Raw genomic sequence first — 14,912 nt, 5'->3', positions numbered from 1 at the left:
GGTGGTGAAGGCCCCCTACAGACCATGGGGTTGATAGGCCGGAAGTGTACGCACAGTAATGTGTTCAGCTGACCGGTACTAATGGCCAAAAACTAGCCAAACACTCGCGTCCCTATACGGTTCCCAAACCACCCAAACACAAATAGACCCATCCCGTAATGGGTCCCCCCACAAACGTACGGCGGCCATAGCGGAGGGGAAACGCCCGGCCCCATTCCGAACCCGGAAGCTAAGCCCTCCAGCGCCGATGGTACTGCACTCGAGAGAGTGTGGGAGAGTAGGACACCGCCGACACCACCCAAAAACCCGGTGGCCCCACCCAACAAGGTGGGGCCACCGGCATATACACCCCACACCCCTCGCCCCCAAGCGAGGGTTTTCTTGTGTGCGGCTACGATGAAGGTCATGCGCTACCGTCACGTAGGAAAATCTGGTCTCGTCGTCTCTGCCATCGGGCTCGGTTGCAACAATCTCGGCCGTCCCGGTACCGCAACGGAAGAACAGCCCGGCGTCAACGCGGTCGTTGACGCGGCGCTCGATTCGGGCGTCACGTTCTTCGACGTCGCCAACGTCTATGGCAAGGAACCGGGGCTCTCCGAACAGATGCTTGGCGCAGCTCTCAAAGGCAAGCGCGATCAAGCAGTCATCGGGACGAAGTTCGGGATGGACGTCGGCCACCTGGATGGACCCGATTATGGGGCGCGAGGGAGCCGCAGCTACATCATCGCCGCTGTTGAGGGCTCGCTACGACGACTGCGAACCGACTACATCGATCTCTATCAGTTCCATACGCCGGATCCGCTGACCCCTATCGAGGAGACGCTGCGTGCACTCGATGATCTTGTGACGGCAGGAAAGGTCCGATATGTCGGACACTCCAACCGTGCTGGTTGGCAGATCGCTGAAGCGGAACACGTAGCTCGTGAACTGGGCACAACCCGATTCATCTCATCGCAATCGCACTACAACCTCATCGATCGCCGAGCCGAGCTCGAGGTCGTCCCGGCTGCTCAGCACTACGATCTCGGTATCTTCCCGTACTTCCCGCTAGCCTCGGGACTCCTGACGGGCAAGTACTCCAGTGGTAAGGCCCCAGAGGGCTCACGCCTATCTCGGGGCGATAAGTTGGCCAAGGCTGACCTTGACCAACTCCGGGCGTACGGCGAACTAGCCAAGGAACACGAGGTGTCTGAGGGCACGCTCGCGCTGGCGTGGCTCTCCTCCCGGCCCCAGGTCGCCTCCGTGATCGCGGGAGCGACGAAGCCTAGCCAAGTAGAAGAGAATGCCGCTGCAAGCGAATACGAGCCGAGCCCGGCTGTATTGGCCGGGCTCGACGAGATCTTTCCTTCGCCTGCGAAGGTGGCATTGTTTTAGAGGCCACCCAGGATCTGGGCGATGAGAATCTTCGCGATCATCGCCATCGGGTAAACCATGGCGTAGCCAAGAGCCACTCGCGGGTCGGTGTTTGTACGGGTATTGGCGTAGGCCAAGACCGCGGGCTGTGTCTGGGTGCCGCCGAGGACGCCCGCAGTGCGTGTGCCACCGAGCTTAAAGACCCAGCGCATCACGATGTAGATACCCGCGCCCACAATCGTCGTGACGACGACGCCTAGGACGAAGATCTTCCACCAGGATCCGCCCGTGAAGGCATTGGCGATCTGGCCGCCGGCAGCGGTGCCCGCGTACGCGAGGAAGACCAGCAGACCGAACTCGGAAAGCACCTGGCAGGCGGTGTAGGGGATTGCGGTGACGACCTTACCGATACGTCCAATCTTGCCCATCACCAAGCCAACAATGAGGGTTCCTGCGGCAGCGCCGATCGAGAAGGTCGAGCCGCCAGGGAGCATAATGGGCGTTTCACCGATGAGGATACCGAGCGCCATGCCAAGGCCGAGAGCGATCGGGTTGATATCGGAAAGGCCGCGGGCCGAGTCGCCAAAGTACTTGGAGATGCCCTTCATCTTGGAGGTGGGGGCAACGACACGGACGCGGTCGCCGAGCTGCAGCACGAGGTCCGGGGTGCCCACCATATCGACATCGCCGCGGCGCACACGCGAGACCGTCGCGCTGAACTTCTCCTCGAGGTTCAGTTCGTGGATCTGGTGGCCCGCAAGCTTCGGATCCGAGACGGTGATGCGCCGGAAGTCCAGGTAACGCCGATCGGCGAGCAGCGAATGCGAGGAGCCGTGCCCAAGTTCTGCGATGGCCTTGTCGAGATCTTCTTGCGGTCCGACGACGGTGATGAGGTCATCGCGGTACAGGACGTCGGTCGGCATCGGCGTGGTGATTGGTCCAACCTCGCCGCGCCGCAGGCGGGAGAACTGCAGGCTGGTGCCGAGGACCCGTTGCAGATCGGCGATCGCCGGCCGGTCATCGCGCTCCACGCGAATGGTGCGGTTTGCGATCGGTGAGGGGGTGTCCTTGTCACGCTTGCCGTAGTTCAGCGCGAGCTGCGCAAAGACGAGCATGCCGATAACACCGAAGAGGTAGGAGATAGAATAGCCGACGGTTGCGAGATCGGGTTGCCCGGAGGCCGCGCCCGCGGATGCTAGGGCCGGGGTGTTCGTGATGGCGCCGGCAAAGGTACCGGCAATGAGCGGGACTTCCATTCCCAGGGCGCTACCGACCGCATAGGCAGCTCCACCGGCGGCGATCAGTACCGCGAGCATGCCAAGGATCGGCCCGCCGGCGGTGCGCATCATGTGGAAGAAGTTTGGTCCCGAATTCACGCCAATGGCAAAGGCGAACAGGGCAAGACCCAAGACCCCAATATCGTGCGCGACCTTGAGCTCAGCGCCGTAGGTCAGGCCCCAGGCGGACACCGCAATCGCGATGAACAGGACAGCGGCTGCGCCGAGGCCGATGCCGCGAATCTTGAGGTGGCCCAGCGCCATCCCGGCGCCGACGAGGATAAATAGCAGGAGGACTTGGTTTTCTGCCAGCAAGCTGAATATCGCGTGCATTGGCATCCCTTCTGGGGTGGTTCGGCGACGGAATACACCGAGGAATCTCGAATGGACGTTTCTTAGTCTCCCACGTCGAAGTCCCATGATGTGGGACAGGTGTCCCGTGCGCCAGGTCACTGGATAGCATGGCGCCATGCGCAATGAGCTCGTCATTCTATCCCTCGTCGTCATTATGCGGCGCGCGGGGTCGAACTGACGTACCCACAATCGCGCGCCCTTCACCCACACAGGTGAAGGGTTTTTTAGTAGCAGCACGAGTGTCCCGGAGTAGAAACCATGACCCGAAGCACTGCCGAAGCTGGCAGACCACCCACGGGCCGCAGTGGCGAGCCACCACAGCGCATGACGGGTGCCCAGGCCGTCATTCGTTCGCTTGAGGAACTCGGTGTTGAAACCGTCTTCGGCCTGCCGGGTGGGGCGATCCTTCCGACCTATGACCCGCTGTTTGCCTCCACGAAACTGCGCCACATCCTCGTGCGTCACGAGCAGGGAGCCGGGCACGCCGCGGAGGGCTTTGCGGCGGCTAGCGGCGAGGTCGGGGTATGTATTGCGACGTCGGGACCGGGTGCCACGAACCTCATTACGGCGCTCGCCAATGCAAACATGGACTCGACGCCGATGGTGGCGATTACGGGCCAGGTCGCGGCGAACTTCATCGGCACCGACGCTTTCCAGGAGGCCGATATCGTCGGCGCGACGATGCCGGTGACGAAGCACTCCTTCCTCATTACCGACGCCGCAGATATTCCCGCCCGTATCGCCGAAGCGTTCTACATTGCGCGAACCGGTCGTCCGGGCCCCGTGCTCGTCGACATCACGAAAACCGCCCAGGTGGGCGAGATGGACTTCTCGTGGCCGCCGCAGCGCAGCCTGCCCGGCTACAAGCCGCGCGTGAAACCGCATCATCGCCAGATCAAGGCGGCGGCGCGGGAGCTGCAGGATGCGCGCCGCCCGGTGCTGCTCGTGGGCGGCGGGACGATCCGCTCGGGCGCCTCGGCCGTCGTAACCGAACTCGCTGATGTCACGGGCGCGGCCGTCGTGACGACCCTCATGGGCCGCGGCGGCGTGCCGGACTCGCATCCGAACCACCTCGGCATGCCGGGCATGCACGGCTCGGTGGCGGCCGTGGCCGCGCTGCAGCGCGCCGACCTCATCGTCGCGCTCGGGGCACGCTTCGATGATCGCGTTACGGGCGACCTGGAGACGTTCGCGCCCGGGGCGCGCGTCATCCACGCCGACATCGACCCCGCCGAGATCTCGAAAAACCGCACGGCCGATGTGCCAATCGTCGGCGATATTCGCGAGGTCGTGGAAGACCTGCTGCCGACGGTGCGCCACCTGCAGGAAAAGGAGGGCAAGGCCGACCTTGCCACGTGGTGGCGGCAACTGAACGCACTGCGCGAGAATTATCCGCTCGGGTTTACTCCCACCGAGGATGGGCTCATGGCGCCGCAGGAGGTCATCGAAAAGCTCGGCGCGCTCGCCGGCCCGGACGCGATCTACTGCTCCGGCGTCGGCCAGCACCAGATGTGGGCGGCGCAGTTCATCTCCTATGAGCGCCCGAACACGTGGCTGAATTCCGGGGGCCTTGGCACGATGGGCTACGCGGTCCCGGCCGCGATGGGCGCGAAGGTCGCGATGCCCGAGCGCGAAGTGTGGGCGATCGATGGCGATGGCTGCTTCCAGATGACGAATCAGGAGCTGGCCACGTGCACGCTGAACGACATCCCAATCAAGATTGCGCTCATCAACAACTCCTCGCTCGGCATGGTGCGCCAGTGGCAGACGCTGTTTTACGACGGACGCTATTCCCACACGGAACTGGAAACCGGGCATGAGAGCCGCACGATCCCCGACTTCGTAAAGCTCGCCGAGGCCTACGGCTGCGTCGGGCTGCGCTGCACCCGGCCCGAGGACATTGAAGAGACGATCCGCAAGGCGCAGGCAATTAACGACCGCCCGGTGCTGATCGACTTCGTCGTCTCGCGCGATGCGATGGTCTGGCCCATGGTGCCGGCGGGCGTGTCCAACGACGAGATCCAGTACGCTCGCGGGCTCACCCCGCAGTGGGAGGAAGAGTAACCATGGCTAAGCCGACCCATCACCGCCACACGCTCAGCGTCCTCGTCGAGAACAAGCCGGGTGTCCTCACCCGGGTCGCCGCCCTGTTCGCGCGGCGCGCCTTCAACATCCACTCGCTGGCAGTCGGCCCGACGGAAAATGACGCGATTTCGCGCATCACCGTCGTCGTCGACGCGGAGCGATTGCCGCTGGAGCAGGTGACCAAGCAGCTGAACAAGCTCATCAACGTCATCAAGATCGTCGAACTCGACGAGGTTGAATCCGTCCAGCGCGAACTCCTGCTCGTCAAGGTCAAGGCCGATGACCGCTCCCGCACCGCGGTGCTGCAGGTCGTCGAACTTTTCCGCGCCCACGTCGTGGACGTCTCCCCGGAGGCCGTCATCGTCGAGGCGACGGGCGCGTATCCGAAACTCGAGGCGCTGCTCACGGCGCTGGAGCCCTACGGTATTAAGGAGATCGTGCAATCGGGCTCCGTGGGGATCGCGCGCGGCGCCAAATCCCTGGCCGACCGAACCTACGAACGTAACCGCCGCGGCGCCTAGCCGCACCGCCCACCCGAAAGGAATGCCCCCATGGCAGAAATGTTTTACGACGACGACGCCGACCTCGGCGTCATCCAGTCCAAAAAAGTCGCGATTATTGGCTACGGCTCGCAGGGCCACGCCCACGCGCTGAACCTGCGCGACAGCGGAGTGGAGGTCGTCGTCGGGTTGCGCGATGGCTCCGCCTCCAGGGCCAAGGCCGAGGAGCAGGGGCTCATCGTCAAGGAGATTGGCGAGGCTGTTGCCGATGCGGACGTCGTCATGATCCTGACGCCCGACCAGGCCCAGCGCGGCGTCTACGCCGAACACATCGAGCCGAACCTGAAGCCGGATGCGGCGCTGTTCTTCGCGCACGGCTTCAACATCCGCTACGGCTACATCACCCCGGGCGAGGGCCACGACGTGTGCATGGTCGCGCCCAAGGGCCCGGGCCACACCGTGCGGCGCCAGTTTGAAGATGGCCGCGGCGTGCCCGCGATCATCGCCGTCGAGCAGGATGCTTCCGGCAGCGCCTGGGATCTCGCGCTCAGCTACGCCAAGGCCATGGGCGCGCTGCGCGCCGGCGGAATCAAGACAACGTTTACCGAGGAGACCGAAACCGACCTCTTCGGCGAGCAGTCGGTGCTGTGCGGTGGCGTCTCCAAGCTGATCCAGTACGGCTTCGAAACGCTCACCGAGGCAGGCTACCAGCCGGAGATCGCCTACTTCGAGGTGCTCCACGAGCTCAAGCTCATCGTCGACCTCATCAACGAGGGCGGCATCACCAAGCAGCGCTGGTCGTGCTCGGACACGGCCGAATACGGCGACTACGTCTCCGGCCCGCGCATCATCACGCCCGAGGTCAAGGAGAACATGAAGGCAGTGCTCGCCGACATCCAGGACGGCACCTTCGCCACGCGCTTCATCGAGGACCAGGACGCCGGGGCGCCCGAGTTTGAGGCCCTGCGCGCTGAAGGTCAGAACCACCCGGTGGAAAAGACCGGCCAGGAGCTGCGCAAGCTGTTCGCCTGGAAGACGACGGACGCCGACTACGAGGATGGCTCCGCCGCGCGCTAACGCGCGAGGTTATCGCCGGGCGGCCCCCCAGTGTTGGGGCCGCCCGGCGACCTCGTTTACGATAGGGGCGGTCATTCGGGTTAGGAGAGGTCATGGACGAAGCACGCGCACCCGAGCCGCCTTCGCGCCGGCAGTTGCGAGGTAAGTCGGATCGCTCCGCCCTGCGCGCCGCGGGCCGGCAGGCCGCCACGCGGCAGCGCTCCCGGGGGCGCAAGGCCCTGGCCGCCCTGCTCGTGATCGCCCTGGTCGTCGTCGGCGGCTCCGTCGGCGCGTTCTATCTCCTGCGCAACCGCTTCGATCACCAGATCGAACGCTTTGACGCCTTCGAGGGCGTGACCAAGCGGCCCACGCCCGTCGCCGTCGATGAGGAGCATCAGCCCATCAATTTCCTCATCCTGGGCTCCGATTCGCGGCTGTCCAAGGGCGACCTGTCGAAAATCGAGTACGGCCAGCAGCGCTCCGATGCGCTCATGGTCGCCCAACTCTCCGGCGATCGCACCGCCGTGACCGTCATGTCGATTCCGCGCGACTCGTGGGTGGAGGTGCCGGGGCACGGGATGGCCAAGATCAACGCGGGGCTGTCCTATGGCGGCATCCCGCTCGCGATCCAGACGGTGGAAAACCTCACGAACATCCACCTCGATCACGTCATGCTCGTCGACTTCGAGTCCTTCACCCAGCTCACCGACGAACTCGGAGGCGTCACGATCAACACGCGCGACGGCGCCCAGCACATGAATGGCGAACAGGCGCTCACCTTCGCTCAGACGCGCAAGACGCTGCCGCAGGGCGACTTCGACCGGGTACGGCGCCAGCAGGCGTGGATGCGGGCGATCGCCCAGTCGGTGTTCAACCAGGACATTTTGACCTCGCCGACGAAGATGTACGGCCTGCTCGACATCATCACCAAGACGACGCTCATGGACGAGACGCTGACGATGTCGACCCTGCAATCGCTCGCGCTCGAATCGACGTCCCTGCGGCCGGGATCGGTTCGCTTCATCACCGCGCCGTATGCCGGCACGGGCTGGAGTCCCGATGGCAAGCAGTCGATCGTCAACCTCGATATGGCCAAGGCGCGCCCCGTCTTTGAGGCGTTTGCCGCGGGCCGGGCGGCCGAGTTCCTCGACGAGAACCCGGGCGCCGCGCCGAGCCTGGATGACCGCCCCCTGGACTAACACTGGAGCCGCGCGGGGCGCGTGTTTTCACTAGGAGAACGCTTCGGGCAGCGGGAGTGCGCGGCGGGTTAGCGTGTGCCTATGAACGCAATCGATGTAGCAGTTATTGGCGGCGACGGTATCGGCCCGGAGGTCACCGAACAGGCGCTTCGCGTGGCGCGCACGGTCTTGAGCAAGCGCGGGATCGAGCTAAAAGAAACGCCCTACGATCTTGGCGCGCGCCGCTGGCACGCGACCGGCCAGACGCTCACCGATGACGATCTCGCCGCCCTCTCCGGTCACGACGCCATCCTGCTCGGCGCGATCGGCGATCCGAGCGTGCCGTCGGGAATCTTGGAGCGTGACCTGCTGCTGCGACTGCGTTTCGCCTTCGACCACTACGTTAACCTTCGGCCCTCCATCCGCTACCCGGGGGTGCCCTCGCCGCTGGCGGACCCCGGGGAGATCGACTTCATCGTTGTGCGCGAAGGGACCGAGGGCCTGTACTGCGGCAACGGCGGCAGCGTGCGGCGCGGCACCGCCCACGAGATCGCGACCGAGGTCTCGGTCAATACCGCCTACGGGGTGCGCCGGCTCGTGCGCTACGCCTTCGAGGTTGCTGCGGCGCGCGAACGCAAGCACCTCACGCTCGTGCACAAGCACAATGTGCTCGTCAATGCCGGGGACCTGTGGCGGCGCACCGTCGCGGAGATCGGCGAGGAGTTCCCGAGCGTCAGCACCGACTACCTGCACATCGATGCCGCGACGATCTTCCTTGTCACCGACCCGGCGCGCTTCGATGTCATCGTCACCGATAACCTCTTTGGCGATATCCTGACCGACGAGGCGGGTGCGATCAGCGGGGGAGTCGGACTGGCGGCCAGCGCCAACCTCAACCCCGAGGGCGCCTTCCCCTCGATGTTCGAACCCGTGCACGGCTCCGCGCCCGATATCGCGGGCACGAATACCGCCGATCCGATCGCCGCGATCGGCTCGCTCGTCCTGATGCTGAACCACCTGGGAATCCGCGAGGCGGCAAACGATGTGCAGCAAGCGGTGAGCACCCACATGGCGCAGCGCGCCGAGCTCGCGGCCGCCGGCATCCCCTACGAGGTGACGACGAGCGGCGTCGGCGACGCGATCTGCGCGGCGCTCTAGTTCACAGTCTGGACACGCTCGAGGCACTCATCCCTTTCGGCACTAGCGTCCTAGGCGTCGGCGAGATCACTCGTCGCAGTGTCCACGGCCCAAGGAGGGTGTCATGTCTCGAATTCGAACCACGCACGTCGGCTCGCTTCCGCGCACCGATCAACTGCTCGCCGCCAACGAGGCGAAGACGCAGCTAGCCCGCGATGAATTCGAGATGGTGCTGCAAGAAGCCGTCGACGAGGTTGTTAAAAAGCAGCAGGACATCGGCCTGGATATCGTCAACGAGGGCGAATACGGCCACGTGACGACGGGCAAGGTCGACTACGGCTCGTGGTGGGCCTACTCCTTCACGCGCCTTGGCGGCATCGAAGTGCGCGATGAGGCTCGCTGGGAATCGGAAAAGCCCGTGCGCTCCACGCCCGGCAACCCGCAGCTGACCTCGTTTCCGGACCGGCGCGATTGGACGAAGTTCAAGGACGCCTACGCCGACCCGACGGCCGGCATTACCGTCGGCAAACTGCCGGACAAGAACCCCGTCGTGACGGGACCCATCACCTACGTGGGCGGCGAGGAAGCGGCCTTCGACATTGCCCTGCTCAAGCACGCGATGGACCGCTACGACATCGCCGACGGCTTCCTCGCGGCCGTCGCCCCCGGATCTGCCGCGCGCGTGAAAAACGAGTACTACGACAGCGAAGCGGAGTACATGTACGCCTGCGCGGACGCGCTGCGCGAGGAGTACCGGGCGATCGTCGACGCGGGGCTCATCCTGCAGCTCGATGATCCCTCGCTTGCGGAGGCGTGGGACCAGATCAACCCCGAGCCGAGCATCGAGGACTACCGCTCATTCCTGCAGCTGCGGATCGATACGCTCAACCATGCGCTAGAGGGCATCGACCCGGCCAGGGTCCGAATCCACCTGTGCTGGGGCTCCTGGCACGGCCCGCACACGACGGATATCGAGCTCAAGCACATCGTCGACAAGGTGCTTGAGATCAACGCCGACCAGATCTCCTTTGAGGCCGCCAACGTTCGCCACGCCCACGAGTGGAAGGTCTGGCGGGACATCGACCTGCCGGAGCACAAGATCCTTGTTCCGGGCGTCGTCTCGCACTCTACGAACGTCGTCGAGCACCCCGAGCTCGTCGCCGAACGGATCGAAAAGTTCGCGGGCATCGTCGGGCCCGAGCGCGTGATCGCCTCCACGGACTGCGGCCTGGGCGGTCGCATCCACCGCGACATCGCGTGGGCGAAGCTCGAATCGCTCGTCGAAGGCGCGCGCCTGGCGAGCTCCTAGGCTAGCGGCGGCCCGTGACGCGAGAAACGTCGCGGGCCGCGCCCTTGGAAGCGCTCGTCGCGCAGGCGGCATACAGCTGCAGTGCGGGCGAGACGTGGCGCTCGCGCGTCGCGGGCGTATAGGGGTGCTCGCGAGATTCTTCGGCCTCGCGGCGCCGCGCGATTTCGGCGTCGTCGACCTCCAGGCGCAGCAGCCCCTCGGTGACGTCGATCGTGATGCGGTCGCCGTCGCGGATGAGCGCGATGAGTCCGCCGTCGGCGGCCTCGGGCGAGATGTGGCCGACCGAGATGCCCGAGGTGCCGCCGGAGAAGCGGCCGTCGGTGATGAGCGCGCACTGTTTGCCAAGGCCGCGGCCCTTCAAAAACGACGTCGGGTAGAGCATTTCCTGCATGCCGGGACCGCCGGCGGGCCCTTCGTAGCGGATGACGACGACGTGGCCGGCGCGCACCGTTTTGTTCAGGATTTTCTCGATCGCCTCGTCCTGGGATTCGACGACGATGGCCTCGCCTTCGAAGTGGAAGAGCTCGGGATCGATGCCCGCGGCCTTGATGATCGCGCCCTCGGGTGCGATGTTGCCGCGCAGGACAGTCAGGCCGCCGCTTTGGGTGTAGGCGTGCTCGATATCGCGGATGCAGCCGCCCGCCGCGTCGGTATCCAGGCTCGCCCAGCGGTTATCGGTGGAAAAGGCCTCGACGGTGCGCACATTTCCGGGCGCGGCGGAAAACAGCTCGCGCGCTTGCTCGGTGGCGGTGCCGCCGCGGATATCCCAATCGGCGAGCCAACTCGCCAGATCGGGGGAGTGGACCGAGCGCACGCTGGGGCGCAGGAAGCCGCCGCGATCGAGTTCGCCGAGCAGCGCCGGAATACCTCCGGCGCGGTGGACGTCTTCCATGTGGTAGTCGTTGTGATTCGGCGCGACCTTCGACAGGCACGGGACGGTATCACCGAGGTGGGCGATGTCGGCGAGGTCGAAGTCGATCTCGCCTTCGACGGCGGCCGCGAGCAGGTGCAAGACGGTATTAGAGGAGCCGCCCATCGCCATGTCGAGCGCCATCGCGTTGTGGAAGGCATCGGTCGTGGCGATCGCGCGCGGCAGCACGGAATCGTCCTCGTCGTCGTAGTAGGCGCGCGCGAGGTCCATGACGGTGGCGCCGGCGCGCAGGAAGAGGTCCTTGCGAGCGATGTGGGTGGCGAGCGTCGAGCCGTTACCCGGCAACGCAAGCCCGAGCGCCTCGGTCAAGCAGTTCATCGAATTGGCCGTAAACATGCCGGAGCAGGAACCGCACGTCGGGCAGGCGAGGCGCTCCATCTCGGTCAGGGCGTCATCGCTGATCGCGTCATCGGCCGTCGCATTCATAACGGTGATGAGGTTGCCGTGCCCCGTTTGCGAGCCGCCGATGATCGCGTCGGGCGGGATGTTCTTGCCGGCCTCCATCGGCCCGCCCGAGACGAATACCGTCGGGATATTCAGTCGCAATGCGGCCAGCAGCATGCCGGGCGTGATCTTGTCGCAGTTGGAGATGCACACGAGGGCATCGGCGCAGTGGGCGTTGACCATGTACTCGACGGCGTCGGCGATGATCTCACGGCTCGGCAGCGAATAGAGCATGCCCTCGTGGCCCATGGCGATGCCGTCGTCGACGGCGATTGTGTTGAATTCCTTGGCGACGCCGCCGGCCTCGGCAATGGCGCCGGCCACGAGTTGGCCCATGTCTTTGAGGTGGACGTGTCCGGGCACGAACTGGGTGAACGAATTGGCGATCGCGACGATCGGTTTGCCGAAATCGGAATCGCCCATCCCGGTGGCGCGCCACAGGGCGCGCGCGCCCGCCATGTTGCGACCGTGAGTCGAGGTGCGTGAGCGCAGGGGCCGTGCCATGGTCTCGTCCTTTCCATCGGTGCCGTATCACGGCAGTCTACGTCGCCGTCCAGTTAGCGGCCGCGGCGATCACGTGCCGGACGCATCTGCCAGGATGGGCGCGTGAATCCCCTCGCAGACGCTATCTTGCTCGTGGCCGACTCCATCACGCTGTACGGCACCATCTGGGTGCTGCTCGGCGCCGGAATCTACCTCACGTGGCGCACCCGCGCGGTGCAGGTGCGGCTGTTTCGGCACATGGTCAGCGTCGTCGCCTCCTCGCGCGGCGGGGCTCGCGGCGGGATTTCCTCCTTCCAGGCATTTTGTATCTCGCTGGCTGCTCGCGTCGGGGTGGGCAACGTTTTCGGCGTAGCGGCAGCCCTCCTTATGGGCGGGCCCGGCGCGATCTTTTGGATGTGGATCGTGGCGCTGGTCGGCATGGCGACGGCGTTTTTCGAGGCGAGCCTCGCCCAGCTCTTTAAGGTCCGCGCGCCCGACGGCACCTTCCGTGGCGGGCCGGCCTACTATATGCAGCTCGGGATGAAGTCCAAGCTGCTCGGCTCGATCTTCGCGGTCATCACGGTTATCACCTGCGCCTTTGTCATCACGACGGTGCAGTCCAACGCCATCGCCGAGACCATGACCGCGGCCGGCACGGACCCGCTCATCACCGCGGCGCTGCTCTTCGCCTTTGCCGCGCCCGTCATTATGGGCGGAATCCGCTCGGTTGCCCGTGTCACCGAGATCATGGCGCCCGTCATGGCCCTCATCTACGTCGCGATGGCCGCGGTCATCGTCGTGATGCACATCAGCGAATTCCCGCGCATCCTTGGCATGATCTTTAGCAGCGCGTTTTCGCCCGAACCGCTGGTTGGGGGACTTGGCGGCGGGATCCTCGCCGCGATCATCAACGGCACGAAGCGCGGCCTATTTTCCAACGAGGCGGGCCAGGGCACGGCCCCGAACGCCGCCGCGACGGCCACCGTCGCCCACCCCGTGCGCCAGGGCCTAATCCAGTCGCTCGGCGTCTTCGTCGACACCATCATTGTGTGCACCGCGACCGCGTTCATCATCCTCGTCGCCGGCCCGGAGGTCTGGGGCGCCGAAGGCGTGAACCCGGCGACGCTGACGACGCTCGCCGTCGTCGATGCGCTCGGCTCGTGGGCGTCGCTGCCCATGGCCGTGATGATTTTCGTCCTCGCGTTTTCTTCGATCATCGCCGCCTACGTCTACTCCGAAGTGAACATGTTCTTCGTGACGTCGAGCCCGATCGGGCTGTGGGCGGTACGCATCGTCTCGGTCGCCTCCGTCGTGATCGGTGCCCTCATGACACTCGCCGTCGTGTGGAATGCGGTCGATATCGCGATGGCCATGATGACGATCACCAACCTCGTTGCACTGATCGTACTCGCGCCCTGGGGCGTTGCCATCCTGCGCGATTACGAGCGCCAGCGGCGAGCGGGCCGCGCCGAGCCGGTCTTTATCGCCGCCGAGTGCAAGGGCCTGCCCGGCCCCCTGACAACGGATGTGTGGGCCGCGCGCCGGCGGGTGCCGGGCGAACGGGAAGCCTAGGGCGCGATACGCGTAAGGTTCGGTATAGGAACAGATGGAAGGACACGGATCCATGGCCAATGAGGCAAGCGCGATCGAAACGGCAGCTGCGGCTCTGACCTTGCGTGCGGATGACGTCGCGGGTCGGTTCGAGGTGGCCAGCACCAAGCCGGGACGCAACGAGGCCGATATCGCCCAGATCCTTGCCGACCTGAAGTTCGGCACCGTCTTTACCGATCACATGGTCCACATGACGTGGCGGTTGCAAGACGGCTGGGGTGAGTGCCGCCTGGAGGATTATGGGGACCTGTCACTCTCCCCGGCCGCCTCCGTGTTGCACTACGGCCAGGAGATCTTCGAAGGATTGAAGGCCTACCGGCACGCGGACGGCTCGCTGTGGACCTTCCGTCCGGGCTTCAACGCGGTTCGGATGAACGCATCAGCTCGCCGCATGGCCATGCCGCAGCTCGAAGTTGAGGACTTCCTCGGCTCGATCGTCGATCTTGTGCGCGCCGATGCCGCCTACGTGCCCGAACTCCCCGGCGCGCTGTATCTGCGCCCCTTCATGTTCGCCTCCGAGGCCTTCCTCGGGGTGCGGCCCTCCCATCGCTTCGAATACCTTCTCATCGCCTCCCCGGTCGGCGCCTACTTCGCCAACGGCTTTACGCCCGTCTCGATCTGGGTCAGCCGGACCTATCATCGGGCGGGCCCGGGCGGCACCGGCGCCGCAAAAACCGCCGGCAACTACGCCTCCTCGCTGCTGCCGCAACAAGAAGCAGCCGCCAAGGGCTTTGAGCAGGTCTGTTTCCTCGACGCCCGCGACGAAGTGAACCTGGAAGAGCTCGGCGGCATGAATGTCTTCGTGGTCTACTCTGACGGTCGCGTCGCAACCCCACGCCTAACCGGGTCAATCCTGGAAGGCGGGACCCGCTCGGCCATCATCCAGTTGCTCGCCGACGGCGGCATCGCCGTCGAGCAAACAGCGATCCCGCTATCCGAGCTCATCGCGGACATCGAATCGGGCGCCGTCAGCGAGGTCTTCGCCTGCGGAACCGCGGCCGTCGTCACCCCCATCGGGCGCCTCGCCTCCGATGATTTCGACGTCAGCGTGCCCTTCGGCGAGATGACCGCGTCCATCCACGAGCGCCTCACCGCGATCCAAGCGGGTGACGCTGAAGACACCCACGGCTGGATGTTCCGCATCTCCTAGCCGCCTGCCATATGCAGCGCCAGAATCCTCAGTAAACTAGAGGT

At 65.2% G+C, this 14,912-nt stretch carries 11 protein-coding genes and 2 rRNA genes; 11 read left to right on the top strand and 2 right to left on the bottom strand.

Annotation, left to right across the window (positions count from 1 at the left end; all coding sequences use genetic code 11):
* From BLU67_RS11445 to BLU67_RS11435, 3 genes are all read left to right on the top strand, one after another.
* Window positions 1-101: ribosomal RNA gene (locus BLU67_RS11445) — 23S ribosomal RNA — on the top strand; the annotation flags it as partial.
* A 76-nt stretch (window positions 102-177) separates the two neighbouring features.
* Window positions 178-294: ribosomal RNA gene (rrf, locus tag BLU67_RS11440) — 5S ribosomal RNA — on the top strand.
* Between the two features lie 111 nt (window positions 295-405).
* Window positions 406-1,374, top strand: a complete 969-nt coding sequence (locus tag BLU67_RS11435; RefSeq protein ID WP_092566073.1) for an aldo/keto reductase — start codon at window positions 406-408, stop codon at window positions 1,372-1,374.
* Here BLU67_RS11435 and BLU67_RS11430 read toward each other — a convergent pair.
* Complete coding sequence (locus BLU67_RS11430) at window positions 1,371-2,963, bottom strand: aspartate:alanine exchanger family transporter (protein ID WP_092566071.1); 1,593 nt, start codon at window positions 2,961-2,963, stop codon at window positions 1,371-1,373. The genes BLU67_RS11435 and BLU67_RS11430 overlap by 4 nt on opposite strands.
* Before the next feature lie 279 nt (window positions 2,964-3,242).
* Between BLU67_RS11430 and BLU67_RS11425 the strand changes: the two genes are divergently transcribed.
* The 6 genes from BLU67_RS11425 (at window position 3,243) to BLU67_RS11400 (ending at window position 10,249) form a co-directional block, all read left to right on the top strand.
* Complete coding sequence (locus tag BLU67_RS11425; RefSeq protein WP_092566069.1) at window positions 3,243-5,048, top strand: acetolactate synthase large subunit; 1,806 nt, start codon at window positions 3,243-3,245, stop codon at window positions 5,046-5,048.
* 2 nt (window positions 5,049-5,050) lie between these two features.
* A complete protein-coding gene (gene ilvN / locus BLU67_RS11420; protein WP_092566067.1) occupies window positions 5,051-5,590 on the top strand; it encodes an acetolactate synthase small subunit in 540 nt (179 codons plus the stop codon).
* Between the two features lie 30 nt (window positions 5,591-5,620).
* Complete coding sequence (ilvC, locus tag BLU67_RS11415; RefSeq protein ID WP_092566065.1) at window positions 5,621-6,646, top strand: ketol-acid reductoisomerase; 1,026 nt, start codon at window positions 5,621-5,623, stop codon at window positions 6,644-6,646.
* Between the two features lie 92 nt (window positions 6,647-6,738).
* Window positions 6,739-7,824: an LCP family protein gene (locus BLU67_RS11410; protein ID WP_092566063.1), complete on the top strand. Its 1,086-nt coding sequence runs from the start codon at window positions 6,739-6,741 to the stop codon at window positions 7,822-7,824.
* 81 nt (window positions 7,825-7,905) lie between these two features.
* Window positions 7,906-8,961, top strand: coding sequence for a 3-isopropylmalate dehydrogenase (locus BLU67_RS11405; RefSeq protein WP_092566061.1), 1,056 nt, complete (start codon window positions 7,906-7,908; stop codon window positions 8,959-8,961).
* 103 nt (window positions 8,962-9,064) lie between these two features.
* Entirely contained in the window at window positions 9,065-10,249 is a 1,185-nt protein-coding gene (locus tag BLU67_RS11400; RefSeq protein WP_092566059.1) for a cobalamin-independent methionine synthase II family protein, read from the top strand.
* A 1-nt stretch (window position 10,250) separates the two neighbouring features.
* Here the strand turns inward: BLU67_RS11400 and ilvD are convergent, their stop codons facing one another.
* A complete protein-coding gene (gene ilvD, locus BLU67_RS11395; protein WP_092566057.1) occupies window positions 10,251-12,128 on the bottom strand; it encodes a dihydroxy-acid dehydratase in 1,878 nt (625 codons plus the stop codon).
* A gap of 102 nt (window positions 12,129-12,230) precedes the next feature.
* On the opposite strand from ilvD, the gene BLU67_RS11390 reads away from it, so the two are divergent.
* Both BLU67_RS11390 and BLU67_RS11385 read left to right on the top strand, forming a co-directional pair.
* The gene (locus BLU67_RS11390; protein ID WP_092566055.1) at window positions 12,231-13,679 is read left to right on the top strand and encodes an alanine/glycine:cation symporter family protein; all 1,449 of its coding nucleotides are present in this window, start codon (window positions 12,231-12,233) and stop codon (window positions 13,677-13,679) included.
* 52 nt (window positions 13,680-13,731) lie between these two features.
* Window positions 13,732-14,868 (top strand): branched-chain amino acid aminotransferase, encoded by a 1,137-nt coding sequence (locus tag BLU67_RS11385; RefSeq protein WP_222842493.1) that lies wholly within the window; start codon window positions 13,732-13,734, stop codon window positions 14,866-14,868.
* Window positions 14,869-14,912: the final 44 nt, after the last annotated feature.

It is taken from the genome of Bowdeniella nasicola (genome assembly GCF_900107735.1).
Classification (GTDB): domain Bacteria; phylum Actinomycetota; class Actinomycetes; order Actinomycetales; family Actinomycetaceae; genus Bowdeniella; species Bowdeniella massiliensis.
Note: the sequence above shows the minus strand (reverse complement) of the source record. Positions and strands in the feature narration are given on the sequence as shown.

Excerpts from the sequence above, each read along its gene's own strand:
- BLU67_RS11435 (WP_092566073.1), top strand. The coding sequence starts at position 406 with ATGCGCTACCGTCACGTAGGAAAATCTGGTCTCGTCGTCTCTGCCATC.
- BLU67_RS11430 (WP_092566071.1), bottom strand. The coding sequence starts at position 2,963 with ATGCACGCGATATTCAGCTTGCTGGCAGAAAACCAAGTCCTCCTGCTA.
- BLU67_RS11425 (WP_092566069.1), top strand. The coding sequence starts at position 3,243 with ATGACCCGAAGCACTGCCGAAGCTGGCAGACCACCCACGGGCCGCAGT.
- ilvN (WP_092566067.1), top strand. The coding sequence starts at position 5,051 with ATGGCTAAGCCGACCCATCACCGCCACACGCTCAGCGTCCTCGTCGAG.
- ilvC (WP_092566065.1), top strand. The coding sequence starts at position 5,621 with ATGGCAGAAATGTTTTACGACGACGACGCCGACCTCGGCGTCATCCAG.
- BLU67_RS11410 (WP_092566063.1), top strand. The coding sequence starts at position 6,739 with ATGGACGAAGCACGCGCACCCGAGCCGCCTTCGCGCCGGCAGTTGCGA.
- BLU67_RS11405 (WP_092566061.1), top strand. The coding sequence starts at position 7,906 with ATGAACGCAATCGATGTAGCAGTTATTGGCGGCGACGGTATCGGCCCG.
- BLU67_RS11400 (WP_092566059.1), top strand. The coding sequence starts at position 9,065 with ATGTCTCGAATTCGAACCACGCACGTCGGCTCGCTTCCGCGCACCGAT.
- ilvD (WP_092566057.1), bottom strand. The coding sequence starts at position 12,128 with ATGGCACGGCCCCTGCGCTCACGCACCTCGACTCACGGTCGCAACATG.
- BLU67_RS11385 (WP_222842493.1), top strand. The coding sequence starts at position 13,732 with ATGGCCAATGAGGCAAGCGCGATCGAAACGGCAGCTGCGGCTCTGACC.